Genomic DNA, 20,815 nt, shown 5'->3' with positions numbered 1-20,815 from the left:
GAGGTTAAATACTATGGCTATCCCATCCCCTGTAAAATCTTCGACCCGGCAAACGCAGGTATCGCAACAGCGGAGACTTGTCCGGTTACTGCGAAATATTGTGAAATACCGCGTCCTGCTGTTCATGCTCTTGCCGACCGCCATTGTCTTTTTTATCAATTGTTACATTCCGATGTTCGGTCTCTTCATCGCTTTCAAAAATATTAATTACGTCGATGGAGTAATGGGCAGTCCTTGGGCCGGGCTGGACAATTTCCGGTTCCTCTTTGCCACGTCGGACGCTTGGCGGGTGACCATCAATACGGTGGCCTATAACGTTGTTTTTATTATTTCCGGATTGATTCTCTCGGTTGCGGTCGCCATTTTAGTGAATGAAGTCCGCGCCAGGTTCGCTTCCCGGTTCTATCAAACGGTGATGATTATGCCGAATTTCCTGTCCATGGTCGTCATCAGCTATATCGTTTACGCCTTCTTGCATCCGGAATACGGCTTTTTGGTCAAATATGTTCTCCCTTTATTCGGTCACGAATCCGTCAATGCTTATATGCACCCTCAGGCATGGCCTTATATTCTATGGATCACGAAAATGTGGCATTCCGTCGGCATAGGCAGTGTTATCTATCTGGCGGCGATCACCGGGATCAGCGAGGAGCTCTACGAGGCTGCCGTAATGGATGGTGCAAGCAAGTGGCAGCAAATTTTCCGAATTACACTGCCCCTTCTGACCCCTATCATGGTCATTTTAACCATTCTGAATTTAGGCGGCATTTTCCGCTCCGATTTCGGCTTGTTCTATCACGTTACGCTCGACTCCGGCGCACTCCGCTCAACGACGGATGTTATCGATACTTATGTGTATAGAGGCTTGATCCAGCTCAACGATTTGGGAATGTCTTCGGCAGCGAATTTCTATCAATCTGTCATCGGGTTTTTCCTCGTCGTGGGAGCCAACAGCTTGGCTCGTAAACTAAATCGCGATACGGCACTTTTCTAGAATGGAGAATCTATATGAACAAGGCATCGAACGTTAAATCGTATCAGAAGGTCTCCAAGTGGGCCGATATTCTGATTCATACTTTTTTCATCGCTCTCAGTCTCGCTTGTATTCTTCCTATATTACTGATCGTCGCCATCTCGTTTTCCAGTGAAAAAATGCTTACGTTAAATGGCTACAAGTTTTGGCCGGATGAGATCGATACGTCCGCTTATCACCATCTGTTCACCAACTCGGCGACTCTCGTTAAAGCCTATGGAGTTAGCATCATGGTGACGTGTATCGGGGCCTCTCTGGCAGTTTTATTAATTGCCTTGTATGCGTATCCCCTCTTCCGCAAGGATTTTCCGTTCAAGAGAACCTTTAATATTTACCTTCTGATTACCATGCTGTTCTCTGGAGGGCTTGTCCCGTTCTATCTGCTGTATGTGAACTTTTTGAACCTGAAGGACTCCCTGATCGCCCTAATCCTTCCGGGACTGTCGAATGCGTTTTATATCTTCATTACCCGGACTTTTTTTCAACAGACCGTACCTGAAGAGATGATTGAATCCGGCAAATTGGATGGAGCGTCGGAATGGAGGATCTTCTTCCAGCTCGTTCTTCCCATTTCCCTGCCGGTTCTCGCCACTATCGGTTTGTTCACCACGCTGATGTATTGGAACGATTGGTTCAATTCCATGTTGTTCATTAATAATACCGACAAGTATTCCCTGCAATACGTCATGATTCAAATGATCCGGCAAGCCGAATTTTTCAAAAATCAATTAGCGGGAAGCGGCGTAGCTCTGATGGTACAGGAATCCGTTCCGACGGAAAGTCTGCGCATGGCGATGGTAGTCGTCTCAATAGGCCCTATTCTATTCGTCTATCCGTTCTTCCAGAAGTATTTTACCAAGGGGCTAACTGTAGGAGCCATCAAGGGTTGAACTGTCTAACTCTGGCACAAAGGCCGGTTAGAATATATGATATGACTAATGAGGAGGGTCAACAAAATGAAATCATCGAAAAGATGGAGTATGGCGCTTGCTTGTCTTACAGCGATCATGCTGGTCATTTCCGGTTGTGGCGGCAACAGTAAAAGCTCGAATTCAACCGGTTCAACGAACGTGGAGTCCACAACGAACAACAAGGGTTCCGAGGATCCCGCTGCCGGGAATCCCGACATTTCCACGTTCCGCAAGCTTACCGTATATACGGTAGGGAATTTTCCTCAGAACAACACGAAGGAAGTTGTAGCCGAAATTAATAAATACCTGAAAGAGAAAATCAATGCCGAAATTGACTTCCAAGGACTTCCTTGGTCCTCCTGGGCCGAAAAGATGGCTCTGGTCTACCAGTCCGGGGAACAAGTAGATTTGACCTTTGCTCCAAACTGGGCCGATTTCGCCAATAACGTAGCGAAGGGCGCTTTTCTCCCGCTCGATGACTTGTTGGCCGAACACGGTCAAGGAATTATGGAGACATTGGACCCCCGTTTTCTTGACGGCGGCACAGTAGACGGGAAAATCTACGCAATTCCAACCAATAAGGAAATCGGCGAAAGCCACACGATTATGTTTAGAAAAGATCTTATCGATAAATATGGATTCGATGTCAACTCCATCAATACACTGGAAGATCTGGAACCATGGCTGCAAACCATCAAGGACAATGAGCCCGGCATCGCCCCGATCTGGCTCTCAGGCAGCGGTTCCGACACGCTTGGCTACTTCGACAAAACCAGACCGAGTATGGAAGAAAACTTCCGATATGAATTGGTGGCAGGCGCACCTGCCGGCATCGTGCTGGATACGAAGACGGATAAAATGATCATCAGTTCCATGGAATCCGATATTGCTATTTACCGGTTGAAGCTCTACAACGATTGGTTCAATAAGGGCTTCATCAATAAGGATGCCGCAACGACCAAGACAAGCACGGAGGATGCATTCAAGGCAGGTAAGACCTGGATGAAGTTCGGCTCCGACAAACCCGATTCCGATAAGGAAGATTCTATCGCTACAGGGATTGAGCTCGTTAAACTTAAAGGGAACGATCCGGAGATCAGCACGGCCAGTGTGAGCAACTCCATGATGGCCATCGGTCGTACATCTGTCGATCCGGAACGGACGATGATGCTCTTAAACCTCCTCCATACCGACCCTCACCTGATCAACCTGATCGATTTCGGTGTGGAAGGCAAGCAGTATGTCAAAGTGGAAGGCAAAGATAATTTCATCAAACTCCCCGACGGCGTTGCTACCCGGGCGGATACGGGATGGGCACCGGGTATTGAATGGATGTTCGGTAACCAGACGCTGACTTATTTATGGGAAGGTGAAAGCGCAGACAAATGGGAGAAGTTCAAAGCTTATAACGAGAAAGCCCACAAGGTGAAATCATTCGGCTTTAACTTCAACACCGACCCCGTCAAAACGCAGGTCTCCGTGGTCAGCAACATCATTAAAGAATACCGCCCGCTGCTTGAAACGGGAAGCCTTGATATAGACAAGGTGTTGGCGGAATATAACCAAAAGTTAAAAGCCAACGGCATTGAAGATATCCGCGAGCAGGTTCAAAAACAGTACGATGAATGGAAAACGAAGCAGCCATAAAAAGCCAAGGGGAAAGACTGATGAGGTCTTTCCCTTTCGTGCGGCCCAGGCGTCTATTAACCCGAAAAAGGAGAGGGACCGTGAAATTATCATTACGATTTAAAGTGAGCGCTCTCGTCCTGCTTCTAGTGACGCCTCTTTTTCTTTTTCTTTACTATACCAATATTTACTCAACAAACATCGTCCGTGAGAAAGTCGCGAAATCCGCATCGGATACGCTGACCCTGCACTTAGGCTCTCTCGACGAATTGCTGGAGCAGACCAGCATTTATTTGCTGCGCTCGGCAAACGAAAACATGCTGCTGGAGCTATACTCGGAGAGCCCCCCGGACAGTGTCAGTTATTACTTATCGATCCGTAAGCTGATGGATCAGTGGTATAGCGATGTCAGCTACTACACCATTATTCGAAGTGTATTCGTCTACCATCTTGACCGGAAAGAATTGTTTCTCAGCAGCCAACAAGAGTATTACCAGGAGAAGGACGCCATTAGTTCCGGGTTATCCTCCCAATTGAAAGGTTCCCAACTTCCCGCCTCCCTGAATTGGGAAATCGTGAACATCGGTGGTGAGCCTGTGTTGTATAAGGTGTTGCCGGATAAAAGCGGAAGGCTTCTTATCGGCGTGCTTGTCAGCATTGACTCATTAGCCCAGCCTTTAATCCAATTGGAATCCGCAGAGGGTGACGACGGGAGGGTTGGCATCATTTCCAAAGACGGCAAATTGCTGTGGGGGGAATTCTCCAACGAGGACCTCCATCGGATCCGCAGCCATCTGAATGATCCATCCCACGGTACCGGTACCTCCATTCGCCTCAGTAATGGAAGCAACTACCTATTTGTGGACAAACCATCTCTATTTTCAAATCTTAATGTTTTTATTCTACTGGACGAAAAATCGATATTGGAAGAGCTGCCTATTTTCCAGCGAATCATTAAGAGTATCCCCATTGCCATTGTTATCATCATGGTCATTCTGCTTATTCTATTGAGCCGGCTTGTGTTTAAACCGATTCAGCAGTTAGCAAGCGGGATGCGCATACTCGGCAAAGGACATCTGGAACACCGTCTGAAGGACGGGAAAAGCAAGGAGTTCCAGCTAATTACGCAACAGTTCAACCGGATGGCCGAACAAATCGGCGATCTTAAAATTGATGTATACGAAGAGCAAATGAAAGTGCAGCAAGCCGAGCTGAAGCATCTTCAAGCCCAGATTAATCCTCATTTTTTTATGAATTCCTTAAATATCGTCTATCATCTCGTAGAGCTTAAAAAGTATTCACTAATCAAGAAAGTGATCAGCCATTTAGTATCTTATTTCCGGTTCATCATGAGCACCAACGATACGTGGATAACGCTGGGAAGCGAGTTAAATCACATTCGCAATTATATGGAAATTCAGATGGTCATGTACCCGGACAGGCTGGACTTTCACGAACAGATTCCAAAGGAGCTTGAGAACGTACTCGTTCCGCCATTACTCATCCAACCATTTGTAGAGAATGCCATTAAGCATGGATTTATAAACAACTCACATCCATTTAGAGTCAGCGTCAGCGTAAAAGAGGAAACTTTGAACGACGAAGAATCCTGTGTATCTATCCAAATCAAAGATTCCGGGCCGGGATTCTCCGGGCAGCAACTTGAAATCCTTAATCTTGGATTATATGAAAAGGATCCGACGGATCGCCAAATTGGAATTTGGAATGTTCGCAGACGATTGATTATGTTCTATGACCAACGAGCGGAGCTCTCCTTTCATAACGATTCTCAGGGGGGCGGAGTTGTGAATATAAAACTGCCTATTAGAGGAGGCTGAGTGAAAATATGTACCGAGCTTTGATCGTCGATGACCAGTACTTCGCCTTACTCGGTTTGCAGCAAGGCATCGACTGGAGCGAGCTAGGCGTGACGGACGTCTTCCTGGCGGAGAACGTGGAGCAAGCAATAGAGTGTCTGAAGCAGCATCCGGTGGATATGTTGATTTGCGATATCGAGATGCCGGGGAGGAACGGATTGGACTTGCTGGCCTGGGTGAAGCAGCAATCGCCAGTGACGCTTACGATTATGCTCACCTGCCATGCAGATTTCGAGTACGCACAGCGGGCTCTCCAGCACGGGGCATTCCATTATTTGCTGAAGCCCGTTGATTATGAGGAACTAAAGAAAGTCGTGTGTGAAGCGATAGCGGGAATCGACAGGCAGAAAGAACAACAGCAATTTGAGGCGCTTATGCGGGAGTATCGGAGAAAGTGGGAGCATCAGCTGCCTATTTTAGTGGAACGATTCTGGCAGGACATTCTTAGCCAACGAGTTTCGATCCGTCCGGATTCGTTGCAAATAGTTGCGCAAACGTACAATTTGGATTTAAAGCCGGGGGACCGTTATTATATCGCCCTGTTAGGCTTGGAACAATGGAAAGAAAACCTAAGCGCGCGTGATGAGACCATTATGGAATATGCGCTTCGCAATTTGGCCGAGGAACTGCTCCTAAATGGGTTGGAAGGCGCCATATTGCAGGATCATGTAGGCCACAATCTGGCGGTCGTATATGAGAGATGTGAAGGAAGCCCTGTAAGCAACCGACTTGAACAAAATGGCAGGGCATTCTTGAGTGCGTGTGAACGGCTGCTTCAATGCTCCCTGTCTATCTATATCAGCCCGGCGGTTCACCTGCAAGATATCGTTGGCGCCTACACATATGTTACGGAGAGAGAGCAGTTCAATTTAAACAGTTCTCGCCAAGTATTCACTCCGGTCTGTCCGCCTTCGGAAAAAGTCCTTGATCAAATCCCAACGGCGGCTCCAATGAACTTGTTTGCAGAGTGGGCAACCGTGTTAGAACTCGGCGAACTGGAGGAGTTGGACCGGCGTGTTAAGCAATGGTTCTCGAACATCAGGGGAGATCAATGGAGTAATGAATCGCATCGCCAGCTCTTCCATGGCGTTCTCTTCATTATTCATACCATTTTGGCCAAAAAAGGTTTATCCCTGCACAAATCGGAGGAGTTAAAAACCTTGACGGACAAGGAAAATTACCCAAAACACCCCGCCGCCCTGCAGAACTGGACGATGGAGTGTCTCGCGGCCACTGTACGTGTGCTTAGGACAAGTAACAGCGTATCCTCCGCTGTTGTCGCCAAGATCAGACAATATATTCGTTCACGTCTGAATCAAGAGATCACCCGGGAAGAGCTGGCTGCACATGTCTACCTGAACCCGGCCTATTTATCACGAATGTTCAAGAAGGAAACGGGTTTATCCTTATCTGACGTCATTATTCAGGAACGAATAGAAGAAGCCAAGCGTTTGCTGGAAGCAACCGAATACAAGATCACTGACATTGCAGAAAGTGTAGGTTATATCAGTTTAGGAAGCTTTTCAAACTTATTCAAACGAGTTGTCGGAGTAACGCCGCAGCAATATCGAGCCCGAAAAAAACTTGAGTAGCCAAACAAACGTTATTTCTTGCAGCTGTCCCATACAGTAACCGATTAATAACCCGGGTTCCGGGATCACACACTTATGTACCAATAAACGCCATACTTATCTATTACTTCAGCACAACAAGAACTCCAAGGGAGAGAACCTAACTCAAAAAGAACGTTTCCGCCTTCTGCCAGCATGGAGAATGCTTTGCTTACTTCATCTTCGTTATCAAAATTGATTCCATAACTCATGGTCGGACGCGACTCTTGTAATGAGGATGCTAACATAACTTGAACAAAGGCGTCATTTTGAGATTCGCTGACAGCGAATACTTGTTGTCCGTCTCTTAGCAGCTCCGCGTGCATGAATGTTCCATCTGGAAATTTCTCGTTATATCCCAGCGTCATTCCGAAGGCTTCCTTGTAAAACTCTACAGCTTCAACCGTATTCTTAATGTATAACGTAGCTCCCAGTTTCATGGCTATTCCTCCCTGAGTCATATTATATAAGTAATATAACAACCCTTTAGGAAGGCCGCCAATGCGATAGAACACTCACGCACCCATAAAAATATGAAGCTCCGCATCCGGCCTTGACCGAGTGAGGAGCTTTTTGGAATTGCCTTATTTGGCGGGAGCTTGCGTATGCCGATTAAATCCCTTCACTATGAGCCAAACCGGTAAGGCGATTTCGAATATCGCTCCAGGGATATAAAGAACCTCCCCAACATCCAGTCCGGCTACGGACAGAGAACTGCTTGCTAACAAACCGGTATATCCAATCAAGCCGATAATGGACAACAATCGTGGAACTAGTCTCGATCGATAGAGAATATAGCAAAATAACAAGCTTCCTAAACTCAGCACGAGCATGGCTATATCGAACAGCAAATAGTGGGCCTCCACCGCTAAATTTCCTAACGCTTTCAGGTATGCATCCCCGGAGGTTCCTGCGGATACAGACTGCTTGCTTAACGCGAGAAGGATCAGCGGACCGATTAAACTTATCATCAACAATGACGACTCCATGACACGAGAAGCGAAGTAACCGAACGCAAACGCCTCATGATATTTCTTTAACGTCGGCTGCAGCAACATGGCAATCCCCACAACCGCTATGGCATTGATGAGCTCTAAGAACAGCGCTGCAAAAACTCTCATTCGATCCGAATCCACACTGACAAGCAAGTCCGTTCGATGCAAAATAGGTTCCAACATCCCGCTGCCTATCAGAAATGAGCATGTCGATAACAAAAACAATGCCCCTACCACTCTCTCCGTCCTTTTCATGCCTGATCCCCTCTCCCAGCTAATTGATTGCAGTATAGCTCAAAGAGGATGGGACCTATAGACACTTTAGTGTGGTTTTGGAGTCCTCGTTATTAAATTCAGTTCGCGGGCGCGGGCGAGCGCTTCTGTACGTCGTTGCACATTAAGCTTTTCAAAAATCCTTCGATTATGGCCTTTGACCGTATCCAGTGCCAGAAATAGCTTGTCGGTGATCTCCCGGTTGGAGAGTCCCTGGTCGATGAGCTGCAGCACTTCCATTTCGCGCTGGCTAAGCGGCTCAATCAGGGTACCGTTCAGTCCGCCCTCAAGGACGCGGTTTATACGCTCCAGACTCATCTTAGCTTCTTCTATAGCCGGGTGAGGCAGATTACCTGCCACTCTCAGAACCTCCCGGTAACGCTCTGCTGCCAGATCGGGCCGCCCCTCGGCTTCCCTGATCTGGGCGATTCCGACCATGGCCATCACTGCCATGAGTTGATGATCGATGATTCGGCAATTCGCTATAACTTCGTTATAAGCCGCGCATGCTTCGGTATAATTCCCCCGTCGCTGGCAAGCGACGCCCAGCATCCAAGCGGATGCCGTCCGGGCAGGCAGATTGTCCTGACGCAAATAGGCAAGCGCACGTCGTGATTGGGCGATGACTTGGTCTACTCCGTCTGTTTCACTCTTCACCGCATTTCGGGCAGGTGTAATCAATCCAACAAGATCAGCCGTCTTATCTTCGGGTTCCGAGACTTGCATAGCCGCTTCAGCCGCTTGTAGATTCGGTTCAGCACCATTGTAATTATCGGCTAACATCAAGGAGGCCAATGTCGCGCGAGTGGCCGCGATCCATCCGATCAGCTCCTTGTCTCCGACGTCCTGTTCCATGCCTTCCAATGCGGCCTCCGCTGCACGGAGCTTGGGTTCAACTTCCGTCGGCTTACCGGCAATCAATAGGGCGGAGCCATAATACACCCATAATTCCGGTCTTACGTCCAGTTCCTTGGCGGGCAACGACTTCAGCCAGTCGAGTGCCATTCTTGCAGCTCCTCGCAGATGCAACGGCATCCCGCCGCCTTGAAGCAGACGTGCGCTTCGCGCGATGTCCTGAGTCTTGACGGCATGGTGAAACGCCTCGATCTCAAAGCCTTGGTCTTCGTACCACATGCTCGCTCGCTGGTGCAATTCGGAGATATCACTCTCACTCATACTTTCCATCAGCCGTCTACGGAGGATATCCGCGAACAAGTGATGATAGCGATACCAGCGGCGTTCATGGTCCATGGGAACAATAAACAAATTTCTACGTTCAAGCTCGATTAGCATGTCTTCGCCGGAAGTCCCGACATTAGCCATGAGGTCATCGCACAAAGATCCGCATAATCGCTCAAGGACAGAGGTTCGCAGCAAAAAATCCTGGACGGCTGAAGGCTGGCGTTGCAGAACCTCTTCTGCCAGATAATCCAGCACGAAATGGTGATTGCCGGTGAAAGACTGAAGGAGCCGATCGGCATCGGAGTCCTCCTGAATAGACAGCGCGGCCAAACGCAGGCCCGCAGCCCATCCCTCGGTGCGTGATTGTAACTCGGATATATGATCCGTGGAGAGTTGAAGATCCATGACATGGTTAAAGAAGGCTTCCGCTTCAGTGGGCGTAAATCTCAGATCTTCAGCGCGCAGTTCGGTTAGCTGATCCCGAGCTCGCAACCGTGGCAGAGAAATGGCAGGGTTCTCGCGGGACGTGATGACAAGATGCAGCTGTGTGGGAAGATGGTCCAGCAGGAAGCTTACCGCCTCATCGATCTCTCTTGAGCTCGCTGCATGATAATCATCAAGGACAAGGATAAGAGGAGATGGAATGGCTGCAAGTTCATTAAGAAGAGCTGTCAGGATCGACTCCGTCGGTGTCGGTTGGGGGGAATGAAGTACGGAAAGCACGCCTTCTCCTATATTCTCCTCTAAGGTCTGAAGTGCGGAAATCATATACGTCAAAAAGCGTGTAAGTTCGGTGTCTCCCTGTTCAAGCGAAAGCCACGCGGCCGGCCGCTTGCAACCGGCCAACCACTCGCAGACTAACGTCGTTTTGCCATAGCCCGCCGGTGCAGAGATTAGGGTCAATTTGCGGTGCAGACCCTTGTTCAATCTTTCAGTTAAACGCTGGCGTAGTACCGTCCTCGACCGATGCGCAGGTATATATAATTTGGTGGTGTTTATTGAGGTTGACATAGAACTATTATAGCAACTCCCATTATCCGCCATCAATGAGATTATGAGTCACTGCGCTGTCTCCAAATAGTAGGTTCCCCTTCACTTGCAAGTATAAGAAATGGAAATGAAGGCCAATCTAAACTATCTGTTATGCAAGGAGCTCAGCACATGACGTATGGAGAAATTCTGTTTCGTACGGCAATATCCTTCGTTGCTTTACTCGTTTTGACGCGCCTTCTCGGTAAAAAACAGGTCGGACATTTAACTTTTTTCAACTATGTAACAGGGATTACCTTTGGTTCGACCACGGCCGAGATTATCGTCAACAGACACATCACGCTCCTGCAAGGAGTATCCAGCCTGGTCTTATGGTCACTCTTGGCGTTTCTCATCGCATGGATCGGATTGCATTCCGTCAAAGCTCGTGAAATTCTGGACGGCCAGCCTACGATTCTCATCAAAAAAGGAGAGATTTTGGAAAAGGCACTGGCTAAACAGCACCTCAACATCGACGATTTAAGCATGCTGCTCCGGAACAAGGATGTCTTTTCCCCCAAAGAAGTCGAATTTGCCATTTTGGAACCTGACGGTCAACTCAGCGTGTTGAAGAAAGAAGAACTACTGCCCTCAACAAAAAAAGATATAAAAGCAAACATTACGCCTATTCAAAGAATCCCGACTGAGCTTGTCGTTGATGGTAAAATCGTAGAAAAAAATCTTAAAAAATTGGATGTCTCCGAGGTCTGGCTCGATAGACAACTAAAGAAAGCCAAAATTGATTCTTTGGATCAAGTATTCTATGCTGAGCTCCAATTGGACGGCACGCTGTATATCGACAAATACCAGGATTCTATCCCATAAAATCTGTGATCCCATATCCATCAAAAGAGACAAATAGTTGCAATATCGCACCCTTGTAAATAGGGATAAAAAAAGGACAGGTACGCAACCTGTCCTTTCAGTCGTTCAAGGCTTACAGTTCGACTCTCCAGTTGCCCATCATCTTGGCGACTTCCGGATCACGGTACGATAAGAATAGGCTTTCCTGCGTATCGAGGGTGGAAATTTGTTCGATATCGTCCGCGCTGAGCTCAAAATCGAATATGTCGAAGTTTTCAACGATCCGTTCTTTGCGCACCGACTTTGGAATGACCACGACTCCACGCTGAACCAGCCAGCGCAACACGACCTGGGCGACGGACTTGTTGTGTCTTTCGGCGATTGAAACCAGTACTTCATTGCCGAACATGTTGCCCCGTCCTTCAGCAAACGGTGCCCATGACTGGTGCTGCACTCCTTGCTCTTTCATAAAAGCGGCGCTCTCGACCTGGTGGTAGAACGGATGCGTTTCGATCTGGTTGACGGCAGGTACGATTTCGTTATGCACAATGAGGTCCATTAGACGATCGGGTAGGAAGTTGCTGACACCGATCGCCTTGATCTTGCCTTCCCGGTACAGTTCTTCCATCGCGCGCCAAGCGCCGTAGTAATCGCCGAACGGTTGATGAATCAGGTACAGATCGAGGTAGTCGAGCTGCAGCTTCTTCAGAGACTTGGCAAACGCCAGCTTGGCACTCTCGTAGTCGGCATCCTGAACCCAGAGCTTGGTCGTGATGAACAGCTCCTCACGCGGTACGCCGCTGCGCTTGATCGCGCGTCCGACCGCTTCCTCGTTTAAATAACCAGCGGCGGTGTCGATCAGGCGGTAACCAGCCATCAATGCTTCATATACGGCGTTCTCGCATTCTTCAGCGTTCGGAACTTGGTAGACACCGAAGCCGATGATCGGCATTTTCACTCCGTTGTTCAATGTTACAGTTTGCATGGTAATTCCTCCTATTGTTTAAATGTATAACTGCAAATAGACGCCAACCCCGGGAGATTGATACTGCAAATTGGGGTTCCGCTTGCAGCCGATTTACAATACAATCAGCTTAGAACCTTCGTGTTACACGAAGTCAAGCGTCTTTAGAAATTTATTTTCCAAGGAGGATTTTACATGCATACGGTCAAAGAAGCTGCCCAGATCACGGGACTTACCGAGCACGCCGTGCGCTTTTACACGGATAAAGGCCTGGTGCCAAGCGTACAGCGCAATGAGAATAATATTCGGATGTTCGATGAAGAATCCATCAACTGGCTGCATGGCGTCAAATGCCTCAAGCAATCCGGTATGCCGATTGAAGTCATTAAAATGTACGTCGATTTATGCCTCGAAGGAGATTCAACCATTCCGCAACGCTACAAACTCATGATGGAGCATAAAGAAGCGGCTCTCGCCAAGCTCGAAGAAGCCAAACGGCACGTTGCCCACTTGGAAGAAAAAACCGATCTATATCAGGCTATTCTTGAGCGCCGCTCTCCGGACACAACCAATCCCGGTAACTGGGGTAGAATTCAGCATATGCATAGTGACGTATTTTACTCGCCCCTTGTTCGGAAAGCGTGAGTGGTATCTTGAGCGGCTAAAGACTTTATTGAGGAGGAGGAGGAAGGTGACAACGATTGAGGTTTGTGCGGCATCCGGCCCCATCCAACAAAAAACGAAGGGGCCGGTTCTTGTCCCCCTCGTTAAATTTCTATCTACCTGCGACTATGCTGTTATAAGAAGTAACGTAATGCCATAATCGAAACCATCCCCGCCACTACCGTTCCGAGCAAGCTCTTCGTCTTCATAGCGACGAGAACCGTAGGGACCGCTGCCAGCAGCTCAATATTATTCATTAGAGAAAACTGTCCATCCTGCAACAGTAACTCCTGTCCAACCAACGCCGCCATGACGGATATGGGAACATAGTTCAGCCAGCGAATTCCCCATTCCGGGAGCTCCATTCGGCTCAATACCATCAGCGGCAATACCCGAGGCAAGAACGTCACCAGCGCAGACCCGATAATAATCAAAAAGACATCCCATCTTACTTCCATTTGTCTATCACCATTCCAATCGTAGAGGCAACTACCGTAGCTACAATAACCCCCACATTTCCGGGGAATATCATCGCAACGCCTACCGTAATGAACACCGCACAAACAGCCACGATAACATCAAGCTTCACCTTTTTACGGCTAACCATCGCGAGGATCAACAAACCGATAAACATGGCGGGCAGAGCAAAATCCAGCCCGAATTTTTCCGGGTCGGAAATCCATTGCCCCAAATAGGCGCCTGCAATATTGGCGACGATCCAGTTGAGGTACGCTGTCAGATTTAGACCGTGCATCCATTTTTCATGGATCTGCTTTCTTTTTGCAGCCTCATTAATCGCAACACCAAAGGTCTCATCCGTTAAAAGTGAGCCGATCAGCATATTTTTAAACATGGTAAGCTGCCGAAAATAGGGTGACAGCGCCGCACTGAGCAGAATATGCCGTAAATTCACAAAAAATATCGTGATTATAATCGCTGTTGCCGAGCTCCCTACAGCAATCATTCCGGCCGCAATAAACTGTGCGGAGCCTGCATACAGCAATACACTCAGCAGAATGATTTCCATGATGCTCATACCCGCGGTCTTCTCCAGAACACCCGCCGCAAATCCGATGCTCAAATAACCCAGCAAGGTTGGAATACAATCCTTCACTCCCTGCAGAAAGCTGCCTTTATCTTCTGTGGCCGTAAATGATTTTACTCGAACCCCTTCTTGACTCACTCTTCTCCCTCTTCTCCTGTTGTTCTATTTATATTTTTAAAAGTGAATCATTTCAAATTATTCTCCAAGTCTTACTTCATATAGATCCTCCAGCTGCTTCTCCAAGACTCTTGCCGGAATAGCTGGAAACAGAGCATCCCGAAGGGCGGCCGAAACGCGTCCCTGCAGCTGTGCCGCCATTCCGATCCGGTTGGACATTCTGGTAATTCTCCCGGTTCGGCCGACACGTTCGCGTTCATATCCTTGCAGCGCCGTTGTAATGGCAGAATTGTGTTTCAAGTGATTTGCCAGGATGACAGCATCTTCAATAGCCTGCCCGGCTCCTTGGCCCATATTGGGCGTCATGGCATGTGCCGCGTCACCGAGTAAAACGATGCGTCCGAACGCAAAACGGCGAATGGGCGGTAGATCGTAAATATCATGTTGGAGTAATTGATGATCTGGGGTTTGCGCCAGTAATTGAGGTATCGGTTCATGATAATCCTCAAATCTCCCCAGTAAGTCCCGTGTAGTATAGCTTCTTATCTGGGAGTTCGGAGATTTGGCATTCAAGCAGGCGAACCAGTAAATCCGGTTGTTCGGCAAGGGAACCAGACCAAATCGTCCTCTGCGGCCCCAGGTTTCTATAAATATGTCCGGATTATAGGAAGGCAAGTCCTGGGTTGCCTGTACAACCGCTCTCCAACAAGTGTACCCCGCATATTGCGGCTTCGTGTTCGGCAGCAGAGCTTCGCGAATACAGGAATGAACACCGTCCGCGCCGACCAGTAGATCTCCTTCCTCTGCCGAACCGTCTTCAAACCACACTTTCACCCCGGAATCATCTTGTTCAAAATGCCTGTAAGTCTTCCCGGTATGAACAATCTGCTCCGGACCTAAAGCATACAAGAGCAGTTCTAGCAGATTTCCCCGTTCAATCGTAACATTATCGGGTCCGTACTTGCGGCTAATGGCGGCTGTAGCCGTGCGTTGCAGTATTTTCCCTGCGGGCGTAAGGATGCGCAGCTCTTCCAACAGCTTCCCTGCCCGAAGAACTTGCTCGCCTACATCAAGCTTCTGCAATGCCCGGACGGCGTTCGCCCCGATTCCGAGTCCGGCACCTGCAAAACGTACTTCTTGCTTGCTTTCGAACACTTTCACATTGATCCCGATTTTACCCAAAGCAATGGCTGTACACAGCCCGCCGATCCCCGCACCGATAATGATTGCCTTCATCTCAAGCTCCCCACTTTCCGCCAAGCTTCGAAATAATAGAGATCATGAACGGAAACGTTCACGCCCCTCCTCCGATAAGCTGCCTTCCATAATGACCGAGAACACTTGGTGAAACATATCAACGAAGTTGTATTCCAGCCGGCCGATCACCTCCGGATGCTCCAAATGCTGCATCGCTTGAATCAAGACGTTCGCGATAATAACCGGCGGAATATCGGAACGGAAAAATCCATCCCTCGCCCCATGTTCGAACATGCCGATGAGCGTACCCGTTATGATGCTCCTCCGGCGTTCCTCAAGATGTGCATAGGCTTCCGGGACGGCCCGTCGTAAGTCTTCGACCACCGAGACGTGCAATTGGCTAAACCGCCTCCTGACACTTAGGATAAACAACTGCACCTTTTCAGTGATCTCCACCCTGTCGTCGTTAATAATGCTTTGGACTTCTTGCTCAAATAAATTGTAAAAGTCATCGATTACTGCAAACAGCAGCTCTTCCTTACTTGTAAAGTATTTATAAAAGGTCGACTTGCTCATTTTCAGGTCGGACGCAATCTGTGATGTCGAAACTTTAGAGTAACCGACAGTGACAAACTGCTGCAGGGCGTACTCCAAAATTCGCTTTCTTTTCTTACTATCCTTATCCATCCGGATCCTCCTGCAGTACTTAAAATACTATCGTGGTACTACTCGTATTTTATTTCCTCCGTTTTCCCCTTGTCAATCAAAAAATAGATGCCTGATTTTCGGCTACGGCCGTCGTCCGGGCGATATATAATAAACTCATCCCAATCTTAATATGTAGGTGTAATTATGATCCTTAACGAGGAACGCAAGGCCGAATACTATAAAGCACTTATCGAGAAAAGATCGGACTACGAAGGTGTCTTCTACGTAGGCGTCACGTCCACGGGCGTGTTTTGCCGACCTACTTGTCCGGCCAGGAAGCCAAAGTACGATAACTGCGAGTTTTACGAGACAGCCCAGCAGGCACTTCTGGCTTCCTTCCGTCCCTGTCAGCGCTGCCGGCCCTTGTCCCATCCGAATCAAGTCTCGGATATCATTCGCTTGCTCGTCGAGGCGGTTGAGGCAAACCCTGAAAAACGATGGAAGTCAAAGGATTTCCGGGCTCTATCCATCGATGAATCAACGGCCCGCCGTCAGTTTAAAAAGCGTTTTGGCATGACCTTTGTGGAATACGCTCGAGCCCGTCGAATGGGCCTGGCATTGAAGAGCATCCGATCGGGGGAGAAAATTATCGATACCCAATTAGCGTCAGGTTACGATTCCAGCAGCGGATTTCGGGATGCATTCTCCCGCATTATGGGCGCACCCCCTACGTTATTGGATGATACTTGTATTCTTAAGGCAACATGGTTGGACACGCAACTCGGCCCTATGGTTGCTATTGCGGATGAAAAGGAGCTCTATCTCTTGGAGTTCGTAGATCGTCGAGGGTTAGAACGCGAAGTTGAAAGGCTGCGGATACGATTAAAAGCGGCCATTATCCCCGGACAGACAGCGCCAATTCAGTCTATTGAGCGAGAACTGACTTAATTCTTCGATGGATCTTTAACCGAATTCAAGACACCTCTCCATCTTATGGGATCGCCTTTTCAGAAGAGCGTGTGGGAACAGCTGCGACAAATACCACCGGGGGAAACTCGTTCTTACGCCGACATCGCACTGGCGCTTGGTAAGCCTACTGCCTATCGCGCTGTAGCGCAAGCGAACGGGGCCAATCAGCTCGCGATCGTCATTCCCTGCCACCGCGTGATCAACTCCGACGGCGGACTCGGCGGCTATGGCGGCGGAGTCGCACGCAAAGAATGGCTGCTAAATCATGAGAAAGCTGGAGGCCAATACGATTGATAGGGAAGCTGGTTATGGACGGCCTCTTCCATCTATTTTATTTTAATAACTACTTTTCCCTTGGCTCTTCCGCTTTCCAGGTAATTAAAGGCTTGATCGGCATCTTTCAAAGGATACACCTTATCAATAATAGGCTTAATGCGGCCTCCTTCAATAAATTCCTTGATAACCTTCAATTGTTCTCCGCTCGGTTTCATAAAAAGGAAGTGATATCTGGTTTGGCTCTTCTTCTCTATGGCTGTGATCTTCCGGCTCACGATGGACAAAAGGGTTGTCTTCAGCCAGCCCAGTTTCGCTTCCTTGCCAAATCTGGCGTTGGGCATGCCGGAGATGGACACAACTTGTCCGCCAGGTTTCAGGACGCGGAATGATTTTTCCAAGGCTTCTCCCCCCAAAGTATCAAAAACAGCATCATATCCGGTAAGGACCTCTTCAAAATTCTCTTTTTTATAATTTATAATTTGATCGGCCCCCAACGATTTGACCAAATCAAAGCCCTTCTCGCTTGCGGTTGTGGCAACAAAAGCACCCATCTGCTTGGCCAATTGAATGGCGAAGGTTCCAACGCCTCCCGACCCTGCGTGAATCAATATTTTTTGATCTTTTTGAAGATGCAGTATATCAACAAAAGCTTGGTAAGTCGTAAGTCCAATTAGCGGAATCGATGCCGCCTCTTCAAAGGTTAGATTCTGCGGTTTTAGACAAATATCTTCCTCATGAACAGCAATAAACTCCGCTAATGTTCCGATTCTGTTCTTGCGGGGTCTGCCGTAAACCTCATCTCCGGGTTTAAATGTAGTCACCCGATCGCCAATCTTAACTACAACTCCGGAGAAGTCATTTCCCAAAATTAAAGGAAACCGGTAATTCAATAGAAGCTTCATTTTTCCTTCCTTGATCTTATAGTCAATTGGATTTAGGCTGGCTGCATGAATTTCCACGAGCACATCCTGTTCTCCGATATTCGGCATGGGTTGTTCTGTCATTACTAAGGGAACTTCTTTTCCGTATTTCTCTATGGTTATAGCCTTCATCTCATATCGCCCCTTTTATGATTATTAGTTTAAACAAACGAACCAATTGGAGTAAATAAAATCACTGAGGCCCATTGCATTCGTCTTCAACGGCAGTAATTAATGATTTAAGCTGACCAAGCGGTTCACGGACAGTTAGTATATAGTAGTTCTCTACGCCTTTTTTCTCGGATTTGATAAAACCGGACTGTTTCAACACCTTTAAATGATGGGATACTGCCGGTCTGGATAAATTGATATGGCCTGCTATGGTATTAACATTAAGTCCCTGTTTATTTTGCGCTAACAGCATAATAATAGCCTGACGATTTTCATCGGTCAGTACTTCCAATAAAGGGATGCAATCTTTGAATTGCTGTAAAATCTCCTCGGTTTGCCGGCTCATGCGAGTCACCCATCCTATTAGTTCGTTGGTTTAATCTCTTAAACGTAATTGTAGATATTTCGGTGCCGAAATGCAACACAACAAAAAAGAGAGGCCACATGCCCCTCTTTTCAAAATCATATCAAGTTTATTTAAGCGCCTGCAGAAGACTCTGGCCAAACCGTGGCATGGTTACATTAAAATTATCAGCAATCGTAGCCCCGATATCTGAGAATGTCTTACTTATAGGCAGCACGGGATCCCTAAAATTTTACCCTATTTTTTGGGATTTCCTGTATGATGATGCTATGAAAAAAATATTATCTTTTATGGATTGGGGTATATTCGCTCTTCGATCATACCATTATATTTTGCTGTTACTCCGGGTCCTGGCAGTAAGTGAGTTTTCGAACCGAACGTTATTAAACTTGATCTGGTTGAGCTTAGCCCTGGTCGTCCCTTTGCTATTCTGGTTTCCTGGGCGCCGGATGAACAAAGTCTGGTTTTGCATCCTGGAGCTGGTGCTTGGCGGTTCTTATTATGTGAATTCAGCTATTGATCCGGATCTGACTTCAAAAGCGGACTATTTGCTGCCGAGTCTTACAATGGGGTACTTATTGACCAAGCAAACCCTTTGGATCATTCCCTTGCTTGTTTCGATTCCTTTTTCCTTTCAGTCTTACCTAAGATTACCTTGGGAGCAAACCCTAAGTATCGGAACAGACAATCTGCTGTTCTGCTTCATCGGTATGTGGGCAAGCTTCGTCGCCAATGCGTATCATCAGAAAAATAAACTGGTAGCCGAAGTGGAACAGCAAAATAAGCTGCTCACTCATTACTCGGCCGAGATCGAGAAAATGACGTTGCTTGAAGAGCGCAACCGCATGTCCAAGGAGCTTCATGATACATTAGGGCATTCCTTTATCTCCCTCATTCTGAGCCTTGATGCTTCTATTTCCCTTATGGACAGCAAGCCCGCCGAGGCCAAAGATCGGTTAATTCGCATAAGAACATTGGCTGAGACAAATCTGGATGAAATGAGAAACATCGTACACGAGATGGGGGAAGAAGAGGAATCCAGTCTGATCCGACAGGTTGAATCCCTTGCGGTCCGTTTCCGGGAGCACACGGGTACAGCCCTGACTTTGAGTCTGCCGGAGACAGAGCGTCCCCTACGTTTTGAAGTACGGCAAGCGGTTCTGCGGGTCATCCAGGAGTCATTTACAAATGCGCTAAAACACGGAAAAGCATCTCAACTGCATCTGGAGCTTACCTATTTTGAGAACCATCTGCAATTGTCCGTTCGAAATAACGGTATACCGATCGACAGCTTAAATTATGGCTTCGGCTTGACCACGATGAAGCATCGGGTTGAGCGGCTGGGAGGCAGCCTGCTGCTATCATCCCGGGAGGGAACTCCAGTAATGACCGAAGTCAGATGCGAAATCCCGTTAAAAGGAGTGATACCGCATGGCGAAGATTAAAGTGCTGATTGCGGATGACCAAGAGTTAATTCTCGAGAGCTTACATATCGTGCTGTCCATGGAAGAGGACTTGGAAATTGTCGGCTTAGCCAAAAATGGAGAAGAAGCCATAAAAGGCTGCGAGCAGTTGAAGCCGGATATTGTGTTGATGGATGTCAACATGCCAGTCATGGACGGCGTAGCCGCAACAGCTCTGATTAAAGAGCGAATACCTGCCACCAAAATCATCATGCTGACCTCCTATAAAGAAGTGGAATATGTATTAGCGGCGTTAAGCTATGGCGCAGAAGGTTATCTGCTCAAAGCCATTCATCCCAAGGACCTGGCTGCAGGCATACGGGTGGTTCAGGCGGGAGGAACTTTAATTTCGCAGGAAATGGCAAGTAAAATGATCCAGAACATGAACAATACCACCCCTGCGAAAAGTAATGAATTTGGGCTCACTGCCCGTGAAGTAGATGTACTGCATAAGCTGGCTGCCGGCCTGCGTAATCAAGAAATTGCCGAGGTGTTGTATCTCAGTGAAGGGACGGTTAAAAATTACATCTCAACGATTTATTCGAAGCTTAACGTAAAAGGAAGGCGGGAAGCCACCCGTAAAGCCCGAGATTCAGGAATCATGGATCATTAAAAATATATTATGACTAAAGCGCACTGCCTCTCTATGACTTTTTCAGCCTATACTCATAGCATCAA

The 20,815-nt window shown here is 47.8% G+C and carries 19 protein-coding genes and 1 pseudogene; 10 read left to right on the top strand and 10 right to left on the bottom strand.

All coding sequences use genetic code 11. From position 1 onward, the window contains the following. Positions 1-13: 13 nt before the first annotated feature. The 5 genes from KB559_RS20520 (at position 14) to KB559_RS20500 (ending at position 7,039) form a co-directional block, all read left to right on the top strand. Complete coding sequence (locus KB559_RS20520; RefSeq protein WP_247681984.1) at positions 14-994, top strand: ABC transporter permease; 981 nt, start codon at positions 14-16, stop codon at positions 992-994. A 14-nt stretch (positions 995-1,008) separates the two neighbouring features. Next, a complete protein-coding gene (locus KB559_RS20515; RefSeq protein ID WP_211024570.1) occupies positions 1,009-1,923 on the top strand; it encodes a carbohydrate ABC transporter permease in 915 nt (304 codons plus the stop codon). 66 nt (positions 1,924-1,989) lie between these two features. Further along, positions 1,990-3,591 (top strand): ABC transporter substrate-binding protein, encoded by a 1,602-nt coding sequence (locus tag KB559_RS20510; protein WP_211024568.1) that lies wholly within the window; start codon positions 1,990-1,992, stop codon positions 3,589-3,591. A gap of 80 nt (positions 3,592-3,671) precedes the next feature. After that, positions 3,672-5,408, top strand: a complete 1,737-nt coding sequence (locus KB559_RS25510; RefSeq protein ID WP_211024566.1) for a sensor histidine kinase — start codon at positions 3,672-3,674, stop codon at positions 5,406-5,408. A gap of 8 nt (positions 5,409-5,416) precedes the next feature. Next, a complete protein-coding gene (locus KB559_RS20500; RefSeq protein ID WP_211024564.1) occupies positions 5,417-7,039 on the top strand; it encodes a response regulator in 1,623 nt (540 codons plus the stop codon). Positions 7,040-7,104: 65 nt separating this feature from the next. Here the strand turns inward: KB559_RS20500 and KB559_RS20495 are convergent, their stop codons facing one another. From KB559_RS20495 to KB559_RS25285, 3 genes are all read right to left on the bottom strand, one after another. After that, positions 7,105-7,497, bottom strand: a complete 393-nt coding sequence (locus KB559_RS20495) for a VOC family protein (protein WP_211024563.1) — start codon at positions 7,495-7,497, stop codon at positions 7,105-7,107. A gap of 144 nt (positions 7,498-7,641) precedes the next feature. Beyond that, positions 7,642-8,307, bottom strand: coding sequence for a DUF4386 domain-containing protein (locus tag KB559_RS20490; protein WP_211024561.1), 666 nt, complete (start codon positions 8,305-8,307; stop codon positions 7,642-7,644). Between the two features lie 66 nt (positions 8,308-8,373). Further along, the gene (locus tag KB559_RS25285; RefSeq protein ID WP_247681983.1) at positions 8,374-10,434 is read right to left on the bottom strand and encodes a winged helix-turn-helix domain-containing protein; all 2,061 of its coding nucleotides are present in this window, start codon (positions 10,432-10,434) and stop codon (positions 8,374-8,376) included. 234 nt (positions 10,435-10,668) lie between these two features. Between KB559_RS25285 and KB559_RS20480 the strand changes: the two genes are divergently transcribed. Beyond that, entirely contained in the window at positions 10,669-11,361 is a 693-nt protein-coding gene (locus tag KB559_RS20480; RefSeq protein ID WP_211024559.1) for a DUF421 domain-containing protein, read from the top strand. 112 nt (positions 11,362-11,473) lie between these two features. Here the strand turns inward: KB559_RS20480 and KB559_RS20475 are convergent, their stop codons facing one another. Further along, positions 11,474-12,325: an aldo/keto reductase gene (locus KB559_RS20475; RefSeq protein ID WP_211024557.1), complete on the bottom strand. Its 852-nt coding sequence runs from the start codon at positions 12,323-12,325 to the stop codon at positions 11,474-11,476. A gap of 174 nt (positions 12,326-12,499) precedes the next feature. On the opposite strand from KB559_RS20475, the gene KB559_RS20470 reads away from it, so the two are divergent. Beyond that, positions 12,500-12,949 (top strand): MerR family transcriptional regulator, encoded by a 450-nt coding sequence (locus KB559_RS20470; protein ID WP_211024555.1) that lies wholly within the window; start codon positions 12,500-12,502, stop codon positions 12,947-12,949. Between the two features lie 152 nt (positions 12,950-13,101). Here KB559_RS20470 and KB559_RS20465 read toward each other — a convergent pair whose 3' ends face one another. The 4 genes from KB559_RS20465 to KB559_RS20450 are packed head-to-tail and all read right to left on the bottom strand — an operon-like array spanning position 13,102 to position 16,013. Beyond that, positions 13,102-13,425: an AzlD domain-containing protein gene (locus KB559_RS20465; RefSeq protein ID WP_211024553.1), complete on the bottom strand. Its 324-nt coding sequence runs from the start codon at positions 13,423-13,425 to the stop codon at positions 13,102-13,104. Beyond that, positions 13,416-14,150 (bottom strand): AzlC family ABC transporter permease, encoded by a 735-nt coding sequence (locus KB559_RS20460; protein ID WP_211024551.1) that lies wholly within the window; start codon positions 14,148-14,150, stop codon positions 13,416-13,418. Before KB559_RS20460 ends, KB559_RS20465 begins: the two co-directional genes overlap by 10 nt. Positions 14,151-14,207: 57 nt before the next feature. Beyond that, a complete protein-coding gene (locus KB559_RS20455; protein ID WP_211024549.1) occupies positions 14,208-15,365 on the bottom strand; it encodes an FAD-dependent monooxygenase in 1,158 nt (385 codons plus the stop codon). A 42-nt stretch (positions 15,366-15,407) separates the two neighbouring features. After that, the gene (locus KB559_RS20450) at positions 15,408-16,013 is read right to left on the bottom strand and encodes a TetR/AcrR family transcriptional regulator (protein WP_211024547.1); all 606 of its coding nucleotides are present in this window, start codon (positions 16,011-16,013) and stop codon (positions 15,408-15,410) included. Between the two features lie 165 nt (positions 16,014-16,178). On the opposite strand from KB559_RS20450, the pseudogene KB559_RS20445 reads away from it, so the two are divergent. Further along, positions 16,179-17,237 (top strand): annotated as a pseudogene (locus tag KB559_RS20445) (bifunctional transcriptional activator/DNA repair enzyme AdaA). A 32-nt stretch (positions 17,238-17,269) separates the two neighbouring features. On the opposite strand, the gene KB559_RS20440 reads toward KB559_RS20445, so the two are convergent. Both KB559_RS20440 and KB559_RS20435 read right to left on the bottom strand, forming a co-directional pair. Then, positions 17,270-18,271: an NADP-dependent oxidoreductase gene (locus tag KB559_RS20440; protein WP_211024545.1), complete on the bottom strand. Its 1,002-nt coding sequence runs from the start codon at positions 18,269-18,271 to the stop codon at positions 17,270-17,272. 61 nt (positions 18,272-18,332) lie between these two features. Beyond that, entirely contained in the window at positions 18,333-18,656 is a 324-nt protein-coding gene (locus KB559_RS20435; RefSeq protein WP_211024543.1) for an ArsR/SmtB family transcription factor, read from the bottom strand. A 407-nt stretch (positions 18,657-19,063) separates the two neighbouring features. Between KB559_RS20435 and KB559_RS20430 the strand changes: the two genes are divergently transcribed. Both KB559_RS20430 and KB559_RS20425 read left to right on the top strand, forming a co-directional pair. Then, entirely contained in the window at positions 19,064-20,119 is a 1,056-nt protein-coding gene (locus KB559_RS20430; protein WP_247681982.1) for a sensor histidine kinase, read from the top strand. Next, positions 20,106-20,750, top strand: coding sequence for a response regulator transcription factor (locus KB559_RS20425; RefSeq protein ID WP_211024539.1), 645 nt, complete (start codon positions 20,106-20,108; stop codon positions 20,748-20,750). The genes KB559_RS20430 and KB559_RS20425 overlap by 14 nt, the downstream gene beginning before the upstream one ends. The last annotated feature ends 65 nt before the right edge of the window (positions 20,751-20,815 follow it).

It is taken from the genome of Paenibacillus sp. Marseille-P2973 (genome assembly GCF_018101095.1).
GTDB lineage: Bacteria > Bacillota > Bacilli > Paenibacillales > Paenibacillaceae > Fontibacillus > Fontibacillus vini.
The sequence above is the reverse complement of the archived record's forward strand: the minus strand, read 5'-3'. Positions and strand labels throughout refer to the sequence as shown.